This is a genomic window from Enterobacter cloacae complex sp. CARB60 (genome assembly GCF_036487345.1).
Taxonomy (GTDB): Bacteria; Pseudomonadota; Gammaproteobacteria; order Enterobacterales; family Enterobacteriaceae; genus Enterobacter; species Enterobacter asburiae_D.
This window is the reverse complement of record NZ_JAZKLC010000002.1, coordinates 2,416,110-2,439,915: the sequence shown is the minus strand read 5'-3', so window position 1 is coordinate 2,439,915 and position 23,806 is coordinate 2,416,110. Positions and strand designations below refer to the sequence as shown.

Sequence of the window (23,806 nt, the reverse complement as noted above, 5' to 3'; positions counted from 1 at the left end):
AAACTTAATCGCTTCTGGTAAAAACTCGCTGGGATCCCTTCGTCCGCAAGGTGCTATGTTACGTGCTCGCAGAGCGGGATTTACTACCCGAGTAGATAAAAACAAGCGCAATCCCCAGACAGACAACTGCCCCCAGACGGCTCGTCGAGAACGGAATGGCCGCATTGCCCAGCCAGCCAAAGCTGTCAATCAGCATACTCATGGCGAGCTGGCCAAATATCACCGCCACCGTGGCGACGGCGGTGCCGATGCGCTGCACCGCCACGACCATGATCACAATGTAGGGCACGCCGAACATCGCCCCGAGGAGCTGCCATTTCGGCACGTCCAGCAGCGTGACCGTCTGCTTCGGTTCAAAGAAGAAAATGAGCAGGGCGGTTACCAGGGCGCCGACGGAAAACGTCAGAAACGCGCTTTTGAAAACGCCCACGCTGCTGCCGAGCTGTCCGTTAATTGCTGCCTGTATGCTCAGCGTTGCGCCGCCGCACACGGCCAGAAGAATCATAATCAGTGTCATACGTTTACCCCTGTGCCACCAAAACCAGTGCGGCAATAATAAAAACCAGCGCCACGATGCGTTTCGCGTTTATCTTCCTGTGCGGCGTACCCAGCAGACCAAAGTGATCGATGATCAGGCTTTTAAAGACCTGACCGGCCAGAATGCCAATCATGGTCATTGCGATGCCGATAGCGGGGGTCGCAACGGTCAAAATGACCACGTAGACAGGGCCAAGCACGCCGCCGAGCAGCTGCCAGCCGGGCTGTGCGAAAAACGACGGGCTGTTACGCGGGCTGAAAAACAGCATCAGCAGAAACGTCAGCGCGGCGCCGACGCCGAAGATGCTGAACGTTGCCCATAAGTCACCCACTTCGCCGCCCAGCGGCCCCAGCAATCCCGCCTCGACGGAGAGGCCCATCCCGCCGACAATCACCAGTAAAATCAACACAAACTGCATTACGCTTCCTCCGCTTTCAGGCGAAGAAGATTACGTCGGCAGCTTCGTGAGAAAAATGCCATAATGCTGGAAACACCTTTGCAGGATATGCATTAATGGTCGACGCCAGCAACATCAACGTCCGCGCGCTGCTGATCTTTATTGACGTGTATGAAGCGCAGAACTTCTCCGTCGTGGCGCGGCGGCAGGGGATATCGGCCTCGCAGATATCGCGCGTGATCCACCAGCTTGAGGATGCGCTCGGTCAACAGCTTTTTTATCGCAATACGCGGGCCGTCATCCCGACGGAAAGCGGTCATCTGTTTATTCGCTATGCCCGAACGGTGGCGGAAAATCTGGAAGAGGCGCGACGGGAGCTGGACGCGCGTGCGGTGGAGCCTTCCGGCGCGCTCCGCATTAACGGACCGGTGTTTTTTGGTCAGAAGCATATTGCGCCCGGCCTTCCCGGCCTGTCGGAACGCTATCCGCGCCTCAGCGTAGAGCTGACGCTGACCGATGATTTTATCGACCCCCATCGGGATGCCGCCGACGTGATCTTTCGGATTGGCGTGCTGACTGACTCCTCGTTTCATGCGCGGGTGTTCGGGCAGCAGGTTTATCATCTGGCCGCGTCGCCAGGCTACGTGCGTAAGAACGGTATGCCTGACGTGCCGGACGACCTGAACCGTCATCACTGTCTTGTCTATCGAGGATCGTCAGGGCCTAACCGCTGGCTGTTTCGCAGGAAGGGCGAGGCGTGGATACACTACCCCGTTACGCCATTGATGACCTCCAATAATGCGGAGGCGTTACTGGCTGCGGCACTGGGGGGGATGGGGATCGTGCTGTTCCCGGACTGGCTGGTGAGCGAGCAGCTCCAGCGCGGCGAGCTGATTCCGCTCCTTCCTTCGCTGGAGTGCGCCATCAATACGGAACAGCAGGCTATTGCGGCGATCTATCCTGATGCCCGACATCCGCCCCTGAACGTCAGGGCGGTGATTGATTATTACGTCGAGCACTTTGGTACGCCGCCGTACTGGCAAACGTAAGAGATTACGCGCCGAGCTCCTTGCGGATAATCTCTGCGCCCGCGCTGAGCGCCTTCAGCTTGCCGTTAGCAACCTGACGCGAAAGCGGAGCCATGCCGCAGTTGGTTGACGGGTAAAGCTTGTCCGCATCGACAAATTGCAGCGCTTTACGCAGCGTATCGGCGACTTCCTCCGGCGTTTCAACGGTGTTGGTTGCCACGTCAATTGCGCCGACCATCACTTTCTTGCCGCGGATCAGCTCCAGCAGATCCATCGGCACGCGGGAGTTGTGGCATTCCAGGGAGATGATGTCGATGTTAGACGTCTGCAGCTTAGGGAAGGCCTCTTCATACTGTCGCCACTCTGAGCCGAGCGTCTTTTTCCAGTCCGTATTGGCCTTGATGCCGTAGCCGTAGCAGATGTGTACTGCGGTTTCGCACTTCAGCCCTTCAACGGCGCGTTCCAGCGCGGCGATCCCCCAGTCGTTCACCTCGTCAAAAAAGACGTTAAATGCCGGTTCATCAAACTGGATAATATCGACGCCTGCGGCCTCTAACTCACGCGCTTCCTGATTGAGGATTTTGGCGAATTCCCAGGCGAGCTTTTCGCGGCTTTTATAGTGCGCGTCGTAAAGGGTGTCGATCATGGTCATCGGCCCGGGCAGGGCCCATTTGATTGGCTTGTCCGTGAGCTGGCGCAGGTACTTCGCATCGTCCACGAATACCGGTTTCTGACGCGCAACGGCTGAAACCACGGTCGGCACGCTGGCGTCATAGCGGTTACGAATGCGCACCGTCTGGCGATTTTCAAAATCCACGCCGCTCAGGTGTTCAATAAAGGTGGTGACGAAGTGCTGGCGGGTCTGTTCACCGTCGCTGACAATATCGATTCCCGCACGGATCTGCTCATCCAGAGACAGGCGCAGCGCATCCTGTTTCCCCGCCAGTAATTCATCATCCTGGAGCTTCCACGGAGACCACAGCGTTTCAGGTTGTGCCAGCCAGGTTGGCTTAGGGAGGCTGCCAGCCGTAGACGTCGGGAGCAATGTTTTCATAATAAAAGACCTTTTTTAATGAATTAAAGCGCGTAGTTATCAGACCACTGCTCAAGAATATGTTGGTAAGGCTTAATGAAGTACGCTTCGGTAAAGCGGCCCTGTTCAACCGCCAGCTGGCTTCGCTCTTCCCGGTCATAAACAATTTTGGTTAAGGAGTGATCCTGCTGGTTCAGATCCGGTCGGTAGCACAGTCCCGCCGCCGAGTTTGCGTTATAAATTTCCGGGCGATAGATTTTCTGGAACGTCTCCATCGTGCTGATGGTGGCAATCAGTTCCAGATCGGTGTAATCACTCAGCAAATCCCCGGTAAAGAAGAATGCGAAAGGCGCCACGCTGTTTTCCGGCATGAAATAGCGAACCTGCAGGCCCATCTTCGCGAAGTACTGTTCCGTTAGCGACTCGCCATCCGGCTGATACTCAATGCCCAGCACGGGGTGCTGGTTACCGGTGCGGCGGTAGGTGTCTTTGCTGGAGACGCTCAGGCAGATCACCGGTCCCTTTCTGAAGTTTTCTTTGTATTCCGGCGAATTCACAAAGTGGCGGAAAATATTGCCGTGCAGTTCGCCAAACTTTTCCGGAATGCTGAAGTGTTGCTGGTTCTTGTTGTGTTCCAGCAGCAGCACGCTGAAATCATAATCCCGCACGTAAGAAGAGAAGTTATTCCCGACGATGCCAGGGATACGCAGGTTATTTTTTTTGTCGACAATATACGTTTGCAATATCTCAATGGCCGGGAACGGTTTTTCCGCGCCAATGTTCAAATCGACAGAGATGATTTCAAGCTCAACCGCGTAGCGATCGGCGTTTGGGTTATCCCAGCGCGCTAAGGCGTTAAAGCGGTTGTTGATCATCACCAGCGTATTGCGCAGGTTTTCCTGACGTTTTTCACCGCGCGCCAGGTTGGCAAAGTTGGTGGTCGTACGCGTATTTTCTGACGGGTTGTAATTCTCATCGAAGCAACTGCGCTTAAGGGTATATGTGAAAGCTTTGCTCATTGTGGTTATGCATCCTAAGTTCATGTTGCTAAGAAGTTACCGATGCATAATTTATGCCTGAGCCCGCGGCGCAGGGGAAGTGACTTAATTTCAATGCAACATGAGCGAAGTTCATGAAGTGTAATGCTCGAGGTGTCGCTGCCTTCATGCCGGGTGGCGCTGCGCTTACCCAGCCTACGGTTCAGCGTCGTTTGTAGGCCCGTGCAAGCGCAGCGCCGCCGGGCGAAGCTCGCAATATGTCTGTGATATGCACTTTGCCCTCGTCGTTAAACGGCTGCAGGGGAGAGGGATTTTTTATTTCCGTTCAATTCCCGCTATAATCCCCAAAATTTCCAACCGGTTTAGAAACAATCATGACAAAACTCACCTTACAAGAGCAGATGCTGAAAGCGGGCTTAGTCAGCAGCAAGAAAGTGGCGAAAGTGCAGCGCACGGCAAAGAAATCACGCGTTCAGGCGCGCGAGGCTCGGGAAGCGGTAGAAGAGAACAAAAAGGCGCAGATCGAGCGCGACAAGCAGCTGAGCGAGCAGCAGAAGCAGGCCGTGCTGGCGAAAGAGTTTAAGGCACAGGTGAAGCAGCTGATTGAGATGAACCGCATCACCGTGGCGAGAGGCAACATCACCTTTAACTTCACCGACGGTAATCTCATCAAAAAAATCGAGGTCGATAAGCAAACCCAGGCTCAGCTGATCAACGGCCGTCTGGCGATTGCCCGTCTGGTCATTAACGCCAGCGGCGACTGTGAATACGCAATTATTCCGGCGGTAGTGGCCGATAAAATTGCCCAGCGCGATGCCGAGAGCATCGTGTTAAACAGCGCGCTCAGCCAGGAAGAGCAGGACGAAGACGATCCGTACGCGGACTTCAAAATCCCTGACGATCTGATGTGGTAAACCGCATTCAGAACGGGGCGGCGTGACGGGCGTTAACCGGCTCTCCGCTCACGGGATGAATAAAATTCAACTCGCTGGCATGCAGCATGAGCCGGGGCGTTTCCTCAGCCCCCGGCGCGTCAAGACCGCCATACAGATCGCAGCCCAGAATTGGGTGCCCCAGCTGCTGGCAGTGAATACGCAGCTGATGGGTTCGCCCGGTCTCCGGTGTCAGTCTCACCCGCGTTAACGGCACTCCCGTCCCCTGATAAAACCGTTCCACCACCCGATAGCGGGAGTGGGCGGGTTTACCGTTGATGGCGCAGATCGACATCAGCGGGAACAGCGCCGGGTCTTTGGCAATCGGCGCGTCTATCACTCCCTCATCGTTTTCCAGATGTCCGCAAAGCAGGGCGCTGTAGCCTTTCTCCACGCGGCGCTGGCTGAACTGCTGGCATAGCGCGGCGTTGATGGCCTTATTGCGCGCAACCACCATCAGCCCGGACGTGCCAAAATCCAGACGATGCACCAGCGTGCAGCCGGGGAACGTCTGGACCAGACGATAATGGACAGAATCAAGGTTTTGCGGATTTTTGCCCGAGAGGCTGAGCAGGCCGGAAGGCTTATCGATCAGCAGCAGATGTTCATCCTGCCAGAGGATCTCAATGTCGTCGTGACACGGTGGGGCAATAAAAGAATCAATAATCGCAGACATCAGGCCGCCCGGCTGGAGAGTGGGAGCGGATGATAACGAAATGCGGGAGAAAAGAAAAACCCTCCCACCGGGCGGTGAGAGGGCGAAATCTTACGCTGCGACCAGGCTGTCGATCGCGGCTTTCGCATCGGTCTGCGCTTTGGTCGCCACTTCCGGACCGTAAGCGATGCCTTCAGCGAACACGAAGTTCACGTCAGTGATGCCGATGAAGCCCAGGAACAGGCTCAGGTACGGCGCAACCAGGTCGGTTGGGGTGTCTTTATGGATACCGCCGCGGCTGGTCAGTACAACCGCACGCTTGCCTTTTACCAGACCTTCAGGGCCGTTCTCGGTGTAACGGAAGGTTACGCCAGCGCGAGCCACCAGGTCGAAGTAGTTCTTCAGCTGGGTAGGAATGTTGAAGTTGTACATTGGGGCGTTGATGACGATAACGTCGTGCGCCTGCAGCTCAGCAATCAGCTCGTCGGACAGGGCCAGCGCTTCCTGCTGACGTGGAGACAGTGGGGCATCGCTTGGGCGCAGCGCGCCAACCAGCTCGCCATCCAGCACAGGAATTGGGTTTGCAGCCAGGTCACGCACGGTGATTTCGTCAGCAGAATGCTGTTCACGCCACTGTTCAACGAAGTAATCAGACAGCTGACCAGACTGAGAGTACCCTGCCAGAATACTGGATTTCAAAACTAATACTTTGCTCATGGGTGATTCCTGTTGTTGCATTTGATTGAAGGGGGTTGCCCCGTTGCTTGTTGACACTCTATTCACAATCCTGCCACAGAGATAGCGCAATATATCGAAGTCTATGTTCGAATTTTTTGAATAAGGCGCTAAAGGCGTCAATGTGGTACTCTATAGCAATCATTAAAAAGAGAGTTTATCAGGGCGTGTACTGCCCTTTAACGCTATGACAGAACAACAAAAATTAACCTTCCCGATGCTCCTGCAACAGCTTGATTCTCTGATGCTGCGCGATAAACAGCGCTTTGCCCGCCGTCTGCACGGCGTGAAGAAGGTTAAAAATCCTGATGCACAACAGGCCATTTACCAGGAGATGGCGAAAGAGATTGAACAGGCGGCAGGGAAAGTTGTGCTGCGCGAAGCCGCGCGTCCGGCGATTACCTACCCGGAAAACCTGCCCGTTAGCCAGAAAAAACAGGACATCCTCGAGGCCGTACGTGACCACCAGGTGGTGATTGTCGCGGGTGAAACCGGTTCGGGGAAAACCACCCAGCTGCCGAAAATCTGTATGGAGCTTGGGCGCGGGCTAAAAGGGCTGATTGGCCACACCCAGCCGCGTCGACTGGCGGCGCGTACCGTGGCGAACCGTATTGCCGAAGAGCTGCAAACGGAGCCGGGCGGCTGCATTGGTTACAAGGTGCGATTTAGCGACCACGTTAGCGATAACACCATGGTCAAGCTGATGACCGACGGTATTCTGCTGGCGGAAATCCAGCAGGATCGCCTGCTGATGCAGTACGACACCATCATCATTGACGAAGCGCACGAGCGTAGCCTGAACATCGACTTCCTGCTCGGCTACCTGAAAGAGCTGCTGCCGCGTCGTCCGGATCTGAAAATCATCATTACCTCTGCGACCATCGACCCGGAACGCTTCTCGAAGCATTTCAACAATGCGCCGATTATCGAGGTGTCAGGGCGCACGTATCCGGTTGAAGTGCGCTATCGCCCGATTGTGGAAGAGGCAGATGATACCGAACGCGACCAGCTTCAGGCCATCTTCGATGCCGTTGACGAGCTGGGCAACGAAAGCGCGGGCGACATTCTGATCTTCATGAGCGGCGAGCGCGAAATTCGCGACACCGCCGACGCGCTCAGCAAGCGCGACCTGCGCCACACGGAGATCCTGCCGCTTTACGCGCGCCTGTCAAACAGCGAGCAAAACCGCGTCTTCCAGCCGCACGGCGGGCGTCGCATCGTGCTGGCGACCAACGTGGCGGAAACTTCGCTGACCGTACCGGGGATTAAATACGTTATCGACCCGGGCACGGCGCGCATCAGCCGCTACAGCTACCGCACCAAGGTCCAGCGGCTGCCGATTGAGCCGGTCTCTCAGGCTTCCGCCAACCAGCGTAAAGGCCGCTGCGGCCGCGTGTCGGAAGGGATCTGTATTCGTCTCTACTCCGAAGATGATTTCCTGTCGCGTCCGGAATTTACCGACCCGGAAATTCTGCGCACCAACCTGGCGTCCGTTATCCTGCAGATGACCGCGCTGGGGCTGGGCGACATCGCGGCGTTCCCGTTCGTCGAAGCGCCGGACAAACGCAACATTCAGGACGGCGTACGTCTGCTGGAAGAGCTCGGCGCGATTACCACCGACGAGCAGGCCACGGTCTACAAGCTGACGCCGCTGGGCCGCCAGCTCAGCCAGCTGCCGGTGGATCCGCGTCTGGCCCGTATGGTGCTGGAAGCGCAAAAGCACGGCTGCGTGCGCGAGGCGATGATCATTACCTCGGCGCTCTCCATTCAGGACCCGCGCGAGCGTCCGATGGACAAACAGCAGGCGTCTGACGAAAAGCACCGTCGCTTCCACGACAAAGAGTCCGATTTCCTCGCCTTCGTAAACCTGTGGAACTATCTCGGCGAGCAGCAGAAAGCGCTCTCCTCGAACCAGTTCCGCCGCCAGTGCCGCGTGGATTTCCTCAACTACCTGCGCGTGCGCGAGTGGCAGGATATCTACACCCAGCTGCGCCAGGTGGTGAAAGAGCTGGGCATTCCGGTTAACAGCGAACCGGCGGAGTACCGCGAAGTGCATATCGCGCTGCTGACCGGCCTGCTGTCCCACATTGGGATGAAGGACGCCGAAAAGCAGGAGTACACCGGCGCGCGCAACGCCCGTTTCTCCATCTTCCCCGGCTCCGGCCTGTTCAAGAAGCCGCCGAAATGGACCATGGTCGCGGAGCTGGTGGAAACCAGCCGCCTGTGGGGGCGCATTGCCGCGCGTATCGATCCGGAATGGGTGGAGCCGGTGGCGCAGCACCTGCTGAAACGCTCGTACAGCGAGCCGCACTGGGAGCGCGCGCAGGGCGCGGTAATGGCGACGGAGAAAGTGACCGTTTACGGCCTGCCGGTGGTCGCCGCGCGGAAGGTCAACTACAGCCAGATTGACCCTGCGCTCAGCCGCGAGCTGTTTATCCGCCACGCGCTGGTGGAGGGGGACTGGCAGACGCGCCACGCGTTCTTCCGTGAAAACCTCAAGCTGCGCGCCGAAGTGGAGGAGCTTGAGCACAAGTCCCGCCGCCGCGACATTCTGGTGGACGACGAGGCGCTGTTTGAGTTTTACGACCAGCGCATCAGCCACGATGTTATCTCCGCCCGCCACTTTGACAGCTGGTGGAAGAAAGCCAGCAAAGAGACGCCGGACCTGCTCAACTTCGAAAAGAGCATGCTGATTAAGGAAGGGGCGGAGTCGGTCAGCAAGCTCGACTACCCGAACTTCTGGCATCAGGGCAACCTCAAGCTGCGTCTGACGTATCAGTTTGAACCGGGTGCCGACGCGGATGGCGTGACCGTTCATATTCCGCTGCCGCTGTTAAACCAGGTCGATGAGAGCGGGTTCGAGTGGCAGATCCCCGGCCTGCGCCGCGAGCTGGTGATTGCGCTGATCAAATCCCTGCCGAAACCGGTGCGCCGTAACTTTGTGCCTGCGCCAAACTATGCGGAAGCCTTTTTAGGCCGCGTCACGCCGCTGGAGCTGCCGCTGCTGGACGCGCTGGAGCGTGAATTCCGACGCATGACCGGCACGACCATCGACCGCGATGACTGGAACTGGGATCAGGTGCCCGATCACCTGAAAATCAGCTTCCGCGTGGTGGATGATAAAAACAAAAAGCTGCTGGAAGGACGTTCGCTGAGCGAGCTGAAAGAGTCGCTGAAAGGGAAAGTTCAGGAGACGCTTTCTGCGGTGGCGGACGACGGTATCGAGCAGAGCGGGCTGCATATCTGGAGCTTTGGTCAGCTTCCGGAAAGCTACGAACAGAAGCGCGGCAACTATAAGGTCAAAGCCTGGCCTGCGCTGGTTGACGAGCGCGACAGCGTGGCGATCAAGCTGTTCGATAACCCGCTGGAACAGCAGCAGATGATGTGGCGCGGGCTGCGTCGCCTGCTGCTGCTCAACATTCCGTCGCCGATTAAGTATCTGCACGAGAAGCTGCCGAACAAAGCCAAGCTGGGGCTGTACTTTAACCCGTACGGCAAGGTGCTGGATCTGATCGACGACTGTATCTCCTGCGGCGTGGACAAGCTGATCCACGAGGCGGGCGGTCCGGTCTGGACGGAAGAGGGCTTTGCCCAGCTTCACGAGAAGGTGCGCGCGGAGCTGAACGACACCGTGGTGGAGATTGCCAAACAGGTCGAGCAGATCCTCACCGCCGTGTTCAATATCAACAAGCGCCTGAAGGGGCGCGTGGATATGACCATGGCGCTGGGTCTGTCGGACGTGAAGGCGCAGATGGCGGGGCTGGTCTATCGCGGCTTTGTCACCGGCAACGGCTTCAACCGTCTCGGCGATACGCTGCGCTATCTGCAGGCGATTGAAAAACGTCTGGAGAAGATGGCCATCGACCCACATCGCGATCGCGTGCAGATGCTGAAAGTGGAAAGCGTGCAGCAGGCGTGGCAGCAGTGGCTCAACAAGCTGCCGCCGGCGCGCCGCGACGATGAAGATGTTCAGGCGATCCGCTGGATGATCGAGGAGCTGCGCGTCAGCTTCTTTGCCCAGCAGCTCGGTACGCCGTATCCGATTTCGGATAAGCGTATTCTGCAGGCGATGGAGCAGATTTCCGCTTAAAACCTTTGCCCGGTGGCGCTGCGCTTACCGGGCCTACGGGAGAATATGTAGGCCGGGTAAGGCGTAGCCGCCACCCGGCTGGTTAACGTTCTACAATTGCCAGCGTAAACCCATCCCATCCCTTAACCCCCACCGTTTGCAGCGCGGTGGCGGTTAAGCGCGGGTTATCCCCAATCATCTCGATAAAACGTCGCACGCCCAGCACGCGCGCGTCGTCGCTTTGCCCGTTAATGACCTCGCCGTCGCGCACCACGTTATCGCCGATAATCACCGTGCCGGGACGGGAATAGTGCAGCGCCCACTCCAGATAGCCGGGATTGTTTGGCTTATCGGCATCGATAAAGATCAGGTCGAACGGGGGAACGTCACCGAAATCCTCCAGCGAGTTCAGCGCCGGGCCTTCAATTAATTCAATACGATCGTTCAGCCCCGCGAGGCGAATATTCTGGCGGGCAACATCGGCATGCGTCGGATCAGCCTCGAGCGTAACCAGCTTTCCGTCCGGTGGCAGGGCGCGCGCCATCCAGATTGAGCTATAGGCACCCAGCGTACCGATTTCAAGAATGCGTCTTGCCTGCGTCATGCGCACGAACAGCGCCAGCAGCTGCCCCTGATTGGCCGCTACGTCGTGCTCGGGCAGCCCGGCGCGCTTGTTGTTTTCCAGTACCTGACTCAGCACTTCATCGTAAGGAATAAGCGAAGAAATCATGTAATTATCTACTGCAGACCATTGTTGTTGCATAGATTGACTCCTTGTGGGATTGCCGGATGCGAAATGTAGGCCCGGTAAGCGCAGCACCACCGGGCAGGTTTTCAGGCACTGACCCAGCCGCCGCCCAGCGCCCTGTAGAGATCCACCTGCGCCAGCAGCAGGTTATTTTTCGCCTGCACGACGCTGGTCTGAACCGAGAACAGCGTGCGCTGCGCGTCCAGCACGTCCAGATAGGATGAATAACCGTTGCGATAGCGATTCTGCGCAATGCGCAGCGTCTCCTGCGCCACATCCTGCTGGGCAAGCAGCTCCGTCAGCTGTTCCTGATAGCGCGTAATCGCATCAAGGCTGTTGTTCACTTCGGCAAACGCGTTACGCACGGTTTTTTCATAGGCGTACAGCGCCTGGTTACGCTGGGACTGGGAAATGTCTACCTGCGCATTCAGCGCCTGGCGGTTCAACAGCGGGGCGAGAATACTCCCCCCGACGCTCCAGAGCTGAAGCGGGTTGTCCAGCAGGCCTGAAAGGGTACGATCCTGGACCGATCCGGTTGCGGTCAGGTTGATCGACGGCAGCAGGCTGGCGCGTGACGCGGCAAGCGAGGCGTCTGCCGCAACCAGCTGTCGTTCGGCCTGAACGATATCCGGTCGACGGTTCAGGAGCGTAGAAGGCAGCTGTGAGGGCAGCTTCAGCGGCGTCAGCGTCTCATAGCTTTCACTGCGCGCCACCGCGCCGGGATTGCTTCCCAGCAGCAGGCTCAGGGCGTTCTCCTGCTGTGCAATCTGATGCTGCAGCAAGGGAACCTGCGCCCGCGTTGAGCGCAGTTCGGAATCCGACTGCATCAGCTCCAGACGCGAGCTATAGCCCGTCTCAAACTGACGTTTCGCGAGGTTAAATGCCTCTTCGCGCGATTTCAGCGTGGATTCGGTCACGCGCAGCTGTTCGTCAAGCGAGAGCAGGGTGACATACCCGGAGGCAACGGAAGACGCGACGGTCAAATCCGCGGCGGCAGCGGCGGCTTTTTGCGCCTCCAGCGAGGCTTCGGCTGCACTGGCCGTGCTGCGGTTGACGCCCCAGATATCTACGTCATAGCTCGCCGTCAGGCTACCTCTGTACAGCGTGCCGTAGACCGGCAGCCCGGTCGCGGCGGATTGCGAACGGGCGCGCGTCCCCGTTACGCCCGCGTCAAGCGAAGGAAACAGGCTGCCGTCGGCAGCAAAGACCCGCGCCTGATACTCGTTAATCCGCTCGCGGGCGATCAGCACGTCGCTGTTGTTCTTAAGCGCCTGGTCCACGTAGCGGTTGAGGTTGTTGTCATGGAAATTGCGCCACCAGAGCTGCTCCGCCGGACTGGCAGGACCGGAATCGGCGCGCCACTGGGTGGGGATTTGCAGCGTCGGCTGCGCCGGTTTTACGTCGACGGACTGGCATCCGGCGAGCGTCACCGCCAGCACCAGACCGGCTATCGGGCGAAGGATCATGGCTTCGCCTCCCGCGTATCAATGGTCACCTGCACCGACATGCCCGGACGCAGGAGCGCGATCGCCTCTGGCTCGCCAAGCACCTCGATGCGCACCGGAATACGCTGGGCGATTTTGACAAAGTTGCCGGTGGCGTTGTCCGGCGTGATGGCGCTGAATTCAACCCCGGTTGCCGGCGAAATACTCTCCACGCGGCCCTGATACGCTTTGTCGTTCAGGGCATCAACGGTGAATTTTACCGGCTGACCGACGCGCAGCTCCGCAAGCTGGGTCTCTTTAATATTGGCAATGACCCAGTGCTGAGGCGGCACAAGGGTGGTGAGATGGGTCCCGGCGGTCACATACGCCCCGAGACGCACGGCAATCTGGCCGAGCTGACCGTCGCGCGGGGCGATAATGCGGGTGTTTTGCAGGTCAATCTGCGCCAGCTCCAGCGCAGCTTTCGCGTTTTCGACATCCGCCTCCAGCGCACCGCGATTGACAATCACCGTCTGCAGATCCTGACGCGACATCTCAAGCGTGGCTTTGGCCTGGTCGATATCGGCGCTGCCCTGGGCGGCGCTGGCCAGCGCGGCGTCGCGTTCGCGTACGGAAAGCGAACCGTCCGCCGTCAGATCCTTCACCCGTTTTAAATCCGCCTGCGTTTTCAGGCTCTGGGCGCGGGCATTTTTCAGCGCCGCGTCGTTTTTGGCGATCGTCGCTTCGGCGCTTTTACGCTGCTGCAGGTTGTTATTGAGCGCGGCAATTTTCATCGCCAGCTGCGCCTCGGCCTGATGCACGCGCTGACGATAGATGCGGTCATCAATCTGCAGCAGCAGGTCGCCTTTTTTAACCTGCACAAAGTCCTGAACCTTCACCTCGGTGATATAGCCATTCACCTGGGGGCTGATAAACGTCGTCTGACCGCGCACGTAGGCGTTGTCGGTAAACTGCGCGTGGCGGGTGAACGGCGGAAGCTGCCACGCATAAAGGATCACCAGCACGCCGACAATACCGATGGCCGCGGCGGTGAAAACGGAAACAATGCGCACATTTTTGCGGGTGTTGGCCTGCTCTTTGGCGGCATCCTGCTGACTCATAAACTCTCCAGAACTATTTCAATTATTTATTGCCGGTGGCGTTCTTAAGCGCCATGCGGGCAGTGATGCGCAGGCGCAGCAAGCGCCATAAAATCCAGACCAGCGTGGCGGCAGCGATGCTCGCCGTCAGCAGATAAGTATCGTTGTAAGCCAGAATATTCGCCTCCAGTGAGGTCGCCGTTTGCAGCTGGGTTATCGCCTGCGTCCCCAGCAGCGAACTGTCGCCAATCAGGCTTTTGTACATCTGGGTGTAAATCTGGATACGCTCGTTGACCAGCGGATTGAGCGTGGTGAGCTGGTCCGCCAGCAGGCTGGAGTGGTACTTCTCGCGCCAGGTCTGGAAGGTCCCGAGGATCGCGGACCCCAGCAGGCCGCCGAGGTTCTGACTCATGCCAAACATCACCGAGAAGCTGACCAGGTTGCGCGGATCGGCGATCACCCCGCCAATGGCGGCCAGCATGGCGGGCGCCAGGAAGAAGGCGCTGCCGAAGCCCAGCAGAAACTGGCTTAGCATCAGCTGATCCGGTCGGGTCAGGTTGTTGGACTGGCTGTCCAGCAGCGAGGCAACAATCATCAGCGCCAGAGAGGTGATGATGGGCCACGCCAGTTTCGTCGGCTTGATGGTGAGACAGCTGGTGACGATCCCGCAGACGATCCCGGCGAAAATGGACCACGCCAGGTGGGTCATCTGCTCGTTCTGTAATCCCACGTACTGTAACCAGCCGATGACGCCGGTGTTTTGCTCTGCCAGCACGATACGGATCAGCAACATGATCAGCCCCAGACGGACGATGCTGCCGCTCGACAGCCAGCGGGTGTTCAGCAGCGGGTTGGCGCGGTTATGTTCAAAGACGATGGCAGCCACAATCAGCACCAGCGATAGCGCCAGCGACCAGCCGATCCACGGCGCCTCGAACCACCAGTCAAGACGGCCCAGGGAGAGTACGGCGCAGAGCAGGGCCATTCCCGGGGCCATTAAAAAGAAGGTGATGAAGTCTTTCTTCTCAAAGACCTTGCGCCTGTCACCCGGCGGCAGTTTTAAGGCTATTACGCAGGCCAGGGAGATCAGCGCCAGCCCCAGCTCGAAGAAATAGAGCCCGCGCCACTCGTCCAGCTGCAGCAGTTCGGTCGAAAACAGGCGGGCCAGAGGGATAGCGAGTGACGACCCGGTAATCCCGATGGTGAGCGCCTTCAGGCGGTGTTTCGCAGGCCAGGCCTGGATCTGATAGTAAATCCCCAGCGAGCTGAGCGCGGCGGCCACCATCCCGTGCGCGGCGCGAACCATCAGGGCCGAACTGAGATCGTTAACGAACAGGTGGAAAAAGGTCACCAGCACGTACAGCACCAGAAAACCTTCCGTGAAGGCGCGCAGACCGTACTGCTGGCGGAACTTAACCAGCAGCAGGTTGATAGAGATGTTGGTCATGACGTAGACCGCGGGCAGCCAGGCAATTTCGGTCGACCAGGCCCCGAAGGTACCCTGCAGATTTTGCAGGTTGGCGGTCACCACCGCGTTTCCCAGCGCTCCCGTCAGGCACACCAGCAGGCCAACGACGCCGTAGGCAATACGTTTTGGCGTAGTGTGCTCGGGAGTTGAAGGCGAACCCAGCAGAGCGGGTTTTTCATGTGGCTGCCACTCGCGAGGAGCATAAGGGTCGCGTTCGGGCAGGCGCATAACGTCGGTTACCTTAGAAAGAGTTGAATAATTAGCGGGCTAGCGATTCTACGTCTGCCGCAAATGATAATTCAAGTGAATATGATTTACGCATGTTAATCAAATGTAGAAGGGAAGTTTAAGGAAAAAGAGCGGCCCGAAAGTCGGGCCGACAACGATCAGAGATGTTCGGGCTGTGCCTGCAGACGGGACGCTCGCTTGACGCGGCTGGCGCAGAAAATCGCGATTAGGGAAATGACTACCGTGACGGCAAGATACCAGGCCACCGGAACCCAGTCGCCGTCATATTTTGCCAGCAGTCCGGTGGCAATCAGCGGCGCGGTCCCGCCTGCCAGCGCGGCACCCAGCTGATAACCGAGCGTAATGCCGGTGTAGCGTACGTTTGCACTAAAAATTTCAGAGCACAGCGTGCCGAGTACCGCCGTCACCGGTGCCCACAGCACCCCAAAGGCGATGACCGTCGCGAGCACAATGCCCCAGGTTGTTCCGGTATTGAGCAGCATGAACCACGGCACGATAAACAAACCCAGGATGAAGACGATGGTGGCATACATGCGCTGGCGGCCAATTTTATCCGAGAGCAGCCCCATGAGCGGGATCATAATGGTCGCCACCAGGGCTCCCAGCGTCACGGCTTCCAGCGCCTGCGATTTCTGATAGCTCAGCGTGTTGGTGGCATAGCTCACCACGAACGTTGAGAAAATATAGAACGGCGCGGTTTCCACAACCTTTAAACCGGCGGCAATCAACACTTCGCGCCAGTGATGCTTCAGCGTATCGCGCAGGGGGGCCTTCGCCACCTGACCGGACGCTTTGACTCTCTTAAAATCGGGCGTTTCGTCAATATCTTTGCGGATCCACAGGCCGAGCAACACCAGAACCGAGCTCAGCAGGAACGGAATGCGCCAGCCCCAGGAGAGGAAATCCTCCTCGCTGAAAAGCGTCATCAGCGAAACGATAAAGGTCGCCATCAGCATGCCAATGGTAACGCCCGCCTGCGGAATACTGCCGAAGAAGCCTTTACGTTTTTCTGGCGCGTATTCATAGGCCAGCAACAGCGCGCCGCCCCATTCACCGCCGATGCCCATCCCCTGAATGATACGCATCAGGATCAGCAGAGCGGGCGCCCACAGGCCAATCATCTCATACGTGGGCAGCAGGCCAATCATGACGGTTGCACCTCCCATGAGTGAGAGGGTAAGAACGAGGGTTTTTTTACGTCCGATGCGGTCGCCAATATGGGCGAAAAGGACCCCGCCAATGGGGCGAATAAAAAAGGTTAATGAGAAAGAGAGATACGAGAGAATGAGTCCGATCACCGGATCGACCATCGGGAAAAAGATCTTATTAAAGACCAGCGCGGCCGCCGTGCCGTAGAGAAAATAGTCAAACCATTCAATGGCGCTTCCGGTAAGGCTGGCGATTAACACCTTCTTATTTTTTCGTAATACCGTCGTCGTACTTTCATGTTCTGTCATGACCTGAAACCCCGCCACGTTGATAAAGTTATAGGTGTCACCTGGCGCGCTTCAGGTGCAACCTGCGATGATGAAGTGGTTGTGAAATTGTTAAGCAACTTAGGTTTTGATGTTACATTTAGCAAGCTCACGGGGAATGAAACTGGTCAGATCACGACGAAATAAGCAGCGTTGGGTGCTTTTTAAGCGAGCATGAGCAACAGGATGTTTTGTATGATGGAAAACCAAAAGCATAATAAGCAGGTGCAACCCGATTGTTTTTGGATGTTTCTGGTTATTTCAGAAAAATGACAATTTGGGCGATAAAACAACGTCTGGTTTCAGATCCCGCATCTGCTTTATCCGTCAGAAGCCGCTAACCTGAAGAGACACAAACGAGGAGTTCACCATGGTTCAGCCCCATTTTCCCATCCTGCCGGAAGCCACGCTGGCGGCCATCAATACTCTCGGTGAATGGCTGGCGCAGGACGACCTGCGTGGCAGCCGCGTGCACCCGGACGTCGATGCGGTCATTCTGGCAGGGAACGCGGTGATCCCGACCATTGAGGCGGCCTGTCGAATTGCCGCGCAGCGAGAAATCCCGCTCCTGATTAGCGGCGGTATTGGTCACTCGACCGCGTTTTTATATACCGCCATCGGCAGTCATCCGCGTTATCACACCTTACAAGTCGAAGGGCGGGCGGAAGCGAGCATTCTCGCCGACATTGCGCGGGAGTTCTGGCAGATCCCCGAGACGCGCCTGTGGGTTGAGGATCGCTCCACCAACTGCGGTGAGAACGCGCGTTTTAGCTGGAACATGCTGAAACAGCATCAGAGAGTAACGGGGCGGGTGCTGGTGGTGCAGGATCCGACGATGCAGCGCCGTACGATGGCGACGTTTGCCCGCGTTTGTCAGGATGAACCGGTGTCACCGCAGTGGATAAGCCATCCCGGGTTTACGCCAACGCTGCATAACGGCAAAGAGGGCGTGGAGTTTAGCGGAGGCAATAGCGGACTGTGGCCCGTTGACCGCTACCTGTCACTGGTTCTGGGGGAGCTGCCGCGTTTGTATGATGACGTTAACGGCTATGGCCCGGCCGGGCGCGATTTTATCGCGCACGTTGATTTTCCTGAGGGGGTGATTGTCGCGTGGGGACAGTTAAAGCAGGATCCGGTTCTGAAGGGAGCGCGAAAGATAATCTAAGCACGGAACCATTCCCTCGCCCCATTGGGGAGAGGGTTAGGGTGAGGGGAAAAATCACAGCGCCGCAAACTTATCCAGCGTCCGCACCAGCTGCGTTACAAACCCATACTCGTTGTCATACCACGCGACGGCTTTCACCAGCTGCAGATCTCCCGCTTCTGACACCTCCGTCTGGGTGGCGTCAAACACCGAACCATAATGCGAGCCAATCACATCGGACGACACAATCTCTTCGTCGGTATACCCGAACGATTTATTGCCCTGAGTCGCCTTTTTCAGCGCGGCGTTGATCTCCTCAACGGTCACTTTCTTGCCCAGAATCGCCACCAGCTCGGTTACCGAACCCGTTTTTACCGGCACGCGCTGCGCGTGGCCCTTCAGTTTGCCGCTGAGCGCAGGGATCACCAGCCCGATGGCCTTTGCGGCACCGGTGGTATGGGGAATGATATTCTCTGCCGCCGCCCGCGAGGCGCGAAGGTCTTTCCCGCGCGGGCCATCCACCAGCGCCTGCGTACCGGTATAGGCGTGAATGGTGGTCATGGTGCCCACTTTTATTTCAAACGCATCGTGCAGGGCCTTCGCCAGCGGGGCGAGGCAGTTGGTGGTGCAGGATGCGACGGAAATAATGGTGTCACTGGCGTCAATGGTGTCGTCATTCACGCTGTAGACGATGGTTTTCATGTCACCCGCAGGCGCGGAGATCAGCACTTTCTTGGCGCCGGCGTCCAGGTGCGCCCGTGATTTCTCTTCAGAGGTATAAAAACCGGTGCACTCCACGACGATATCCACGCCTGCGGTTTTCCACGGAATGTGCTTTGCCTCTTTTTCGGCGTACACCGCAATGGTTTTACCGTCAACAATCAGCGCATCCTCGGTGAAATCCACGCTCCACGGGAAGCCACCGTAGTTGGAATCATGCCTGAGCAGGTAGGCCAGCACTTTCGGTGAGGTGAGGTCGTTGATGGCGACGACGGTATTACTGTCCTGGGTTTCAAGAAGGCGACGCAGAACAAGGCGCCCAATGCGTCCAAAGCCGTTAATGCCAATTTTACTCATGGTGTTCTCCTGTAAACGTGTCGATGCGACAGTTTGAACTCATCCAGGCTTAGACCATCACGGGCAGGGCGGCAATTGAAGATGCTTCATGCGGGAGGAAGTATTTGAAAAACCATACAGAAAAGTTAATGAATTTTTAAGGAAAGGGGATTATGTTGGCGCGATAACTGTTTTTAATCGGGAAATCACATGCGCACTAAATATACAAGCCTGCAAATCGGCATCCACTGGCTGGTGTTTCTGTTAATCATCGTCGCCTACTGCGCCATGGAGTTCAAAGGTTTCTTCCCGCGCACCGCGCGTCCAGCGATCAATATGATCCACGTCTCATGCGGTATCAGTATCCTGGTGCTGATGGTGACGCGTCTGCTGGTTCGCCTGAAATTCCGCGCGCCACCGATTCAGCCGAAGCCAAAAGCAATGGTGACGGGGCTGTCCCATCTGGGGCACCTGGTAGTGTATCTGCTGTTTATTGCGCTGCCGCTGATTGGCATTGTGATGATGTACAACCGTGGCAGCGACTGGTTGGCTTTTGGCCTGGTGATGCCGCATGCGGCGGAGTCCAATTTTGACCTGGTTGATGTGCTGAAAGAATGGCACGAGACGCTGGCGAACCTGGGCTATTTTGTGATTGGCCTGCACGCGGTGGCGGCGCTGATGCATCACTATTTCTGGAAAGATAATACCCTCCTGCGCATGATGCCGAAAAAGCGTTCGTAGTCTTTAACGCTTGCCGGGTGGCGCTGCACTCAGAACTGTTTGTAGGCCGGGTAAGCGCAGCGCCACCCGGCTTGTTTTTTAAGCCAGCAGAGCACGCTCTTCAGCAGTTAACGCCAGCGGCTGCGTTGACCCCGTCTCCGACGACTTCACCGCCGCTTCCAGCACGGCCATGACCGCCAGTGCCTCAACAGGGTGGACGGGGTTGGTGATTTTCCCGAGTAACGCATCACGTACGTTGAGGTAATACTGGCGCTGATCGCCTTTCGGGGTAGGGATCGTCTGCGGTGCACCGTCCGCCCCAAAGAACACCATGCTGTCGCCGTCTTCGCCCCAGGTTTCACTCCCGGGAATCACCCCTGAGAGCAGCTGCGCTTCCTGCTGATCGATTCTGGCTTTCACCACGCTGCCCTTGTCCCCGTGGACGGTAAAGCGCGCCGTACCGCCAGCAACCAGCATGCTGGCGTGCAGAATGACCTTATGCTCCGGGTAGTTTAAGACCACGTGCGCCCAGTCGTTAATTTCTGCACCGTCGCGCAGCGTTGCGATATTTCCTTGAACCGACTGAGGCAAGCCAAAGAGCTGCAGCGTCTGGTCAATCAGGTGAGGACCCAGGTCAAACCACAGACCGCTCCCTGGGACGTTCTGCTCGCGCCAGCGCACGCGCACTTCCGGGCGGAAGCGGTCGATATGCGATTCCAGCTGTTTAACCTTGCCGAGCGTGCCTTGCTCAATAATCTGCTTAATGCCGAGGAAATCACTGTCCCAGCGGCGATTGTGGAAGACGGAGAGCAGCAGCTGCTTTTCATCCGCCAGCGCAATCAGGTCGCGGGCTTCCTGCATGTCGAGGGTAAAAGGCTTATCCACGACCACGTGTTTACCCGCGTTCAGGGCCAGCGTCGCCAGCGGGGCGTGCGTGGCATTGGGGGAGGCAATCACCACCAGATGGATATCTGGATGCTGAATAGCCTCTTCCGGTGTTGCCACTACCTGTACGTCCGGCAGATCGCGTTTCACCTTCTCTTCATCACGAGAAGAGACCACTGCCAGCTTAATCCCGTCCACAGACTGGATCAGCGGGGCATGGAAGGTTTTACCGACAAATCCATACCCGATCAGCGCAATGTTGATTGTTTGAACGTTACTCATGACCTTCTCCACGTTAATTGGTGCACACCGTAACCTGCAGTGCGCTATGGTCCCCAAGCTCAGGCCAGGGACGATCTAAAAAGAGTTGTTGAATGCTGGATAACCCGGAAACCAGATACGGCTCGCAGCGGTTAATTTTCAGGTGATCGGCGACAATCCAGTGCGCATGGCTTGCGTCGAGCATCGCGCGTTTCACCTCGGCATCCGCTTCTTTACCGGCGCTCAAACCGAGTTCGGCATGAATGGCGCACGCCCCAAGAATGGCGATATCTGCCCGATAACGGGACAGCAAAGACAGCGTGGCGCTGCCGGCAAACAGTCGCTGCTTGTGGTCCCATTTCCCGCCGAGCAGGATCAGCTCAATGTCTTCCCGGTCGCTAAAATGCTGGGCGATATCCAGCGAGGGGGTAATGACGGTAAGCGGCCCCTGAAGAAAGGTGGCGACGGCCATCACCGTGCTTCCAGCATCCAGAAACAGGGTGGAGCCCGGTGGAACCTGCTGTGCAACCAGTTTACCCAGGCGCTGTTTGGTCTCCGGCAGCAGCGTATTGCGGCCCTGACGGTTCATGGCGGAGAGGTTAAGCGCGATGGCTCCGCCGTGGTTCTTCTGCGCAAGGCCCTGGTTTTCCAGGTCGGTCAGATCCCGACGGATGGTATCCGCCGAAACCTGCAGCTTTTCGGCCAGGTCGGTGATGCTGGCCTGGCCTTGCTCGCTGAGGATATCCAGGACGTAGCGTTGACGAGCGGTTTTGTGCATGGGAGTACATTCCTGCAAAATATCGCAATAGTTTGCATAATACAGCATTTTGACGCAGTGAGAAGGGAAATGTCGTCCTGATGATGTGCAGCGGCGTGATGATTCAGATGGGTGATTATTGATATTTTATTAAGCAGGTATAAGGAAGCCGTTTTGAATGTTAATCACAATGTTATTGTTATGTTTTATTTAACGATTTGGGTTATGTAACCAGTGCATCGCCATTGTGTGGGGTTAAATGCTGTTTAATTTCAATTATGCAGCTTTTAATTGCTTTAATTAGTTTTTTAATGGTTTTTAATTTTAAATAAACCCCCTGGATTACTAAAACTGACACTTCTTTGAAAATCTTTGTGTCTGACCCGCTCAGAAATTAACGCAAAAATGTACATAGAAAGAATTAAGAATTTTCCTTAGATAACAGGGGGTTTATATGTTTCATTTGAAAGGATACTTTAAGAGTTTTGTCCAGAAACCCCATATTTTTTCTTGCTTGTAACACCACATTAACATTGTGGCTGTAGTGGGCTATACCACATTTTGTTATGCTGCTAACCAGTTTAAGAAATAAGTAAATTCTTAATTGAAATAAGACGCAAGCAGATCTCATCTCCAACGGAAATGGGTATGGGGAGTATTACCTAAAATTCAGCACGGTAGCAAAATAAGATATTTGTCTAATTATCTGTACCTCTTTTTGGGTATTTGCTTGAGTATCACTCAGAGTCAGGGAGATAACATGACGATATTACGAAAGCCTATGTTACGCCGATTTACAGCAGCACTGGCATTCATTTCATTAGCCATAAATACGGCGTACGCCAATAGTAATCAGGTGGGAATTGCCCCGGTGGCAACCACAACCTTAAAAGAAAGTATTCTTTTTGCTATCGATCGCGATCCGTCAATTAGTCAGCAGGCCGCGCAATTAGGTATTGGCCAGGCTCAAATAGATGAAGCGCGCAGCGGCTGGATGCCGCAAATATCGTTGAACGGGAGTACAGGGCACAGCCAGACCACCGATTCCAGCGGGTCGCTGAAGAATTCAGCCGCCTGGGGGCTGAGCCTGACGCAGCTGCTGTACGATTTTGGCAAGACCAATAACAGCATCAGCCAGTCTTCCGCCCAGCGCGATAGCTACCGCTATCAGCTGATGGGCACGCTTTCAGATGTGGCGGAAAAAACGGCGCTGAGCTATGTAGAGGTCAAACGCTATTCCGATCTCCTGCAGGCGGCAATAGATAACGTACAGGCGCTCAAAAACGTCGAGCAGCTGGCAAAGCTGCGGGCAGACGCGGGCGTGAGTTCCACCTCCGATGAGCTCCAGACCCGCACGCGCATTGCCGGCATGCAGGCGACGGTCGCGCAGTATAACGCCGCCTTAAACAGCGCGCGCGCAAGGCTTGCGGTATTAACCGGGATGCAGGCAGAAGCGTTTTCGCCAGTGCCTGCGAACCTCGCGGTGGAGCCAGATTCGCTCAACCGTATTGATTATTCGCTAATACCTGCGGTGATGGCCGCGCAGAACATGGAACGTTCGGCACAGTATGGCGTGGAAACGGCGAAGTCCCAGCACTGGCCGACGTTAAGCCTGAAAGGGGGGCGCACCCGTTATGAATCGGACAACCGTTCATACTGGGACGACCAGATACAGCTCAATATTGATGCACCGCTGTATCAGGGGGGCGCGGTTTCCGCTCGCGTTCGGCAGGCGGAAGGCGCGCGGGCCATGGCCTCCTCTCAGGTCGATCAGGCGCGTTTCGATGTTCTGCAAAAAGCCTCCGTCGCGCAGGCTGACTGGACCGGCGCACGGGGAAGAATGGAGGCCGGGAAGCAACAGCTGGAAAATGCGCTGCGCGCTCGCGACGTTTATAAAAATGAATACACCCTAAGCAAGCGGAGCATTAACGATCTGCTCAGCGTTGAACAGGATGTCTGGCAGGCCACATCAGCGAAAATAATCGCTGAGTATGATGGCTGGAGTTCGGCAATTAATTATGCTTCCGCGGTTGATAATTTAATGCCGCTTATAGGAATAGAGAAAAACGCTGCCGCAAAATTACCTGACTTGAGTTAAAAAACACGCGCATTGTTGCGCAAAAATAAGTCTGAA

Annotated in this window: 20 protein-coding genes; 6 read left to right on the top strand and 14 right to left on the bottom strand. The window is 56.6% G+C overall.

What is annotated here, in order from left to right; all coding sequences use genetic code 11:
- Positions 1-58: 58 nt before the first annotated feature.
- Together V4835_RS12530 and V4835_RS12525 are read right to left on the bottom strand one after the other, a co-directional pair.
- Positions 59-517, bottom strand: coding sequence for a DMT family transporter (locus V4835_RS12530; protein ID WP_331412356.1), 459 nt, complete (start codon positions 515-517; stop codon positions 59-61).
- A 4-nt stretch (positions 518-521) separates the two neighbouring features.
- Positions 522-956 (bottom strand): DMT family transporter, encoded by a 435-nt coding sequence (locus V4835_RS12525; protein ID WP_063145723.1) that lies wholly within the window; start codon positions 954-956, stop codon positions 522-524.
- Between the two features lie 95 nt (positions 957-1,051).
- Here V4835_RS12525 and V4835_RS12520 point away from each other — a divergent pair, with 95 nt between their 5' ends.
- Positions 1,052-1,984: a LysR family transcriptional regulator gene (locus V4835_RS12520; protein ID WP_331412355.1), complete on the top strand. Its 933-nt coding sequence runs from the start codon at positions 1,052-1,054 to the stop codon at positions 1,982-1,984.
- A 4-nt stretch (positions 1,985-1,988) separates the two neighbouring features.
- Here V4835_RS12520 and V4835_RS12515 read toward each other — a convergent pair whose 3' ends face one another.
- Both V4835_RS12515 and V4835_RS12510 read right to left on the bottom strand, forming a co-directional pair.
- Positions 1,989-3,017, bottom strand: a complete 1,029-nt coding sequence (locus V4835_RS12515) for a methionine synthase (RefSeq protein ID WP_063145725.1) — start codon at positions 3,015-3,017, stop codon at positions 1,989-1,991.
- 23 nt (positions 3,018-3,040) lie between these two features.
- On the bottom strand, positions 3,041-4,015 hold the full coding sequence (locus V4835_RS12510; RefSeq protein ID WP_331412354.1) for a DUF1852 domain-containing protein: 975 nt from the start codon (positions 4,013-4,015) through the stop codon (positions 3,041-3,043).
- A 353-nt stretch (positions 4,016-4,368) separates the two neighbouring features.
- On the opposite strand from V4835_RS12510, the gene V4835_RS12505 reads away from it, so the two are divergent.
- Positions 4,369-4,908 carry a DUF2058 domain-containing protein gene (locus tag V4835_RS12505; RefSeq protein ID WP_063145795.1) on the top strand — a complete coding sequence of 180 codons (540 nt, stop codon included), beginning with the start codon at positions 4,369-4,371 and terminating at the stop codon, positions 4,906-4,908.
- 7 nt (positions 4,909-4,915) lie between these two features.
- Here the strand turns inward: V4835_RS12505 and V4835_RS12500 are convergent, their stop codons facing one another.
- Entirely contained in the window at positions 4,916-5,602 is a 687-nt protein-coding gene (locus V4835_RS12500; protein WP_331412353.1) for an RluA family pseudouridine synthase, read from the bottom strand.
- Between the two features lie 90 nt (positions 5,603-5,692).
- A complete protein-coding gene (azoR, locus tag V4835_RS12495) occupies positions 5,693-6,298 on the bottom strand; it encodes an FMN-dependent NADH-azoreductase (RefSeq protein WP_080327161.1) in 606 nt (201 codons plus the stop codon).
- A gap of 205 nt (positions 6,299-6,503) precedes the next feature.
- Between azoR and hrpA the strand changes: the two genes are divergently transcribed.
- On the top strand, positions 6,504-10,406 hold the full coding sequence (gene hrpA / locus V4835_RS12490) for an ATP-dependent RNA helicase HrpA (RefSeq protein ID WP_331412352.1): 3,903 nt from the start codon (positions 6,504-6,506) through the stop codon (positions 10,404-10,406).
- Between the two features lie 82 nt (positions 10,407-10,488).
- Here hrpA and V4835_RS12485 read toward each other — a convergent pair whose 3' ends face one another.
- The 5 genes from V4835_RS12485 to V4835_RS12465 form a co-directional block, all read right to left on the bottom strand.
- Positions 10,489-11,148, bottom strand: a complete 660-nt coding sequence (locus V4835_RS12485) for an O-methyltransferase (RefSeq protein WP_331412351.1) — start codon at positions 11,146-11,148, stop codon at positions 10,489-10,491.
- A gap of 71 nt (positions 11,149-11,219) precedes the next feature.
- On the bottom strand, positions 11,220-12,599 hold the full coding sequence (locus V4835_RS12480; protein WP_331412350.1) for an efflux transporter outer membrane subunit: 1,380 nt from the start codon (positions 12,597-12,599) through the stop codon (positions 11,220-11,222).
- Positions 12,596-13,678, bottom strand: coding sequence for an HlyD family secretion protein (locus V4835_RS12475; protein WP_331412349.1), 1,083 nt, complete (start codon positions 13,676-13,678; stop codon positions 12,596-12,598). Before V4835_RS12475 ends, V4835_RS12480 begins: the two co-directional genes overlap by 4 nt.
- Positions 13,679-13,700: 22 nt before the next feature.
- Positions 13,701-15,353, bottom strand: a complete 1,653-nt coding sequence (locus tag V4835_RS12470) for an MFS transporter (RefSeq protein WP_063142843.1) — start codon at positions 15,351-15,353, stop codon at positions 13,701-13,703.
- A 158-nt stretch (positions 15,354-15,511) separates the two neighbouring features.
- Positions 15,512-16,831, bottom strand: coding sequence for an MFS transporter (locus tag V4835_RS12465; protein ID WP_331412348.1), 1,320 nt, complete (start codon positions 16,829-16,831; stop codon positions 15,512-15,514).
- 388 nt (positions 16,832-17,219) lie between these two features.
- On the opposite strand from V4835_RS12465, the gene V4835_RS12460 reads away from it, so the two are divergent.
- Complete coding sequence (locus V4835_RS12460; protein WP_331412347.1) at positions 17,220-18,014, top strand: YdcF family protein; 795 nt, start codon at positions 17,220-17,222, stop codon at positions 18,012-18,014.
- Positions 18,015-18,068: 54 nt separating this feature from the next.
- Here the strand turns inward: V4835_RS12460 and gap are convergent, their stop codons facing one another.
- The gene (gap, locus tag V4835_RS12455; protein ID WP_331412346.1) at positions 18,069-19,070 is read right to left on the bottom strand and encodes a type I glyceraldehyde-3-phosphate dehydrogenase; all 1,002 of its coding nucleotides are present in this window, start codon (positions 19,068-19,070) and stop codon (positions 18,069-18,071) included.
- 189 nt (positions 19,071-19,259) lie between these two features.
- Between gap and cybB the strand changes: the two genes are divergently transcribed.
- Entirely contained in the window at positions 19,260-19,790 is a 531-nt protein-coding gene (gene cybB, locus V4835_RS12450) for a cytochrome b561 (RefSeq protein ID WP_063142839.1), read from the top strand.
- Positions 19,791-19,868: 78 nt separating this feature from the next.
- On the opposite strand, the gene V4835_RS12445 is transcribed toward cybB, so the two are convergent.
- Entirely contained in the window at positions 19,869-20,936 is a 1,068-nt protein-coding gene (locus V4835_RS12445; protein ID WP_331412345.1) for an oxidoreductase, read from the bottom strand.
- A 13-nt stretch (positions 20,937-20,949) separates the two neighbouring features.
- Positions 20,950-21,693: a DeoR/GlpR family DNA-binding transcription regulator gene (locus tag V4835_RS12440; protein WP_063142837.1), complete on the bottom strand. Its 744-nt coding sequence runs from the start codon at positions 21,691-21,693 to the stop codon at positions 20,950-20,952.
- A 739-nt stretch (positions 21,694-22,432) separates the two neighbouring features.
- Here V4835_RS12440 and V4835_RS12435 point away from each other — a divergent pair.
- Positions 22,433-23,770 carry a TolC family outer membrane protein gene (locus V4835_RS12435; protein ID WP_331412344.1) on the top strand — a complete coding sequence of 446 codons (1,338 nt, stop codon included), beginning with the start codon at positions 22,433-22,435 and terminating at the stop codon, positions 23,768-23,770.
- The last annotated feature ends 36 nt before the right edge of the window (positions 23,771-23,806 follow it).

What these genes read in the sequence shown, in the direction of transcription:
- V4835_RS12530 (WP_331412356.1), bottom strand. Translation starts at nt 517, where the DNA reads ATGACACTGATTATGATTCTTCTGGCCGTGTGCGGCGGCGCAACGCTG.
- V4835_RS12525 (WP_063145723.1), bottom strand. Translation starts at nt 956, where the DNA reads ATGCAGTTTGTGTTGATTTTACTGGTGATTGTCGGCGGGATGGGCCTC.
- V4835_RS12520 (WP_331412355.1), top strand. Translation starts at nt 1,052, where the DNA reads ATGGTCGACGCCAGCAACATCAACGTCCGCGCGCTGCTGATCTTTATT.
- V4835_RS12515 (WP_063145725.1), bottom strand. Translation starts at nt 3,017, where the DNA reads ATGAAAACATTGCTCCCGACGTCTACGGCTGGCAGCCTCCCTAAGCCA.
- V4835_RS12510 (WP_331412354.1), bottom strand. Translation starts at nt 4,015, where the DNA reads ATGAGCAAAGCTTTCACATATACCCTTAAGCGCAGTTGCTTCGATGAG.
- V4835_RS12505 (WP_063145795.1), top strand. Translation starts at nt 4,369, where the DNA reads ATGACAAAACTCACCTTACAAGAGCAGATGCTGAAAGCGGGCTTAGTC.
- V4835_RS12500 (WP_331412353.1), bottom strand. Translation starts at nt 5,602, where the DNA reads ATGTCTGCGATTATTGATTCTTTTATTGCCCCACCGTGTCACGACGAC.
- azoR (WP_080327161.1), bottom strand. Translation starts at nt 6,298, where the DNA reads ATGAGCAAAGTATTAGTTTTGAAATCCAGTATTCTGGCAGGGTACTCT.
- hrpA (WP_331412352.1), top strand. Translation starts at nt 6,504, where the DNA reads ATGACAGAACAACAAAAATTAACCTTCCCGATGCTCCTGCAACAGCTT.
- V4835_RS12485 (WP_331412351.1), bottom strand. Translation starts at nt 11,148, where the DNA reads ATGCAACAACAATGGTCTGCAGTAGATAATTACATGATTTCTTCGCTT.
- V4835_RS12480 (WP_331412350.1), bottom strand. Translation starts at nt 12,599, where the DNA reads ATGATCCTTCGCCCGATAGCCGGTCTGGTGCTGGCGGTGACGCTCGCC.
- V4835_RS12475 (WP_331412349.1), bottom strand. Translation starts at nt 13,678, where the DNA reads ATGAGTCAGCAGGATGCCGCCAAAGAGCAGGCCAACACCCGCAAAAAT.
- V4835_RS12470 (WP_063142843.1), bottom strand. Translation starts at nt 15,353, where the DNA reads ATGCGCCTGCCCGAACGCGACCCTTATGCTCCTCGCGAGTGGCAGCCA.
- V4835_RS12465 (WP_331412348.1), bottom strand. Translation starts at nt 16,831, where the DNA reads ATGACAGAACATGAAAGTACGACGACGGTATTACGAAAAAATAAGAAG.
- V4835_RS12460 (WP_331412347.1), top strand. Translation starts at nt 17,220, where the DNA reads ATGGTTCAGCCCCATTTTCCCATCCTGCCGGAAGCCACGCTGGCGGCC.
- gap (WP_331412346.1), bottom strand. Translation starts at nt 19,070, where the DNA reads ATGAGTAAAATTGGCATTAACGGCTTTGGACGCATTGGGCGCCTTGTT.
- cybB (WP_063142839.1), top strand. Translation starts at nt 19,260, where the DNA reads ATGCGCACTAAATATACAAGCCTGCAAATCGGCATCCACTGGCTGGTG.
- V4835_RS12445 (WP_331412345.1), bottom strand. Translation starts at nt 20,936, where the DNA reads ATGAGTAACGTTCAAACAATCAACATTGCGCTGATCGGGTATGGATTT.
- V4835_RS12440 (WP_063142837.1), bottom strand. Translation starts at nt 21,693, where the DNA reads ATGCACAAAACCGCTCGTCAACGCTACGTCCTGGATATCCTCAGCGAG.
- V4835_RS12435 (WP_331412344.1), top strand. Translation starts at nt 22,433, where the DNA reads ATGACGATATTACGAAAGCCTATGTTACGCCGATTTACAGCAGCACTG.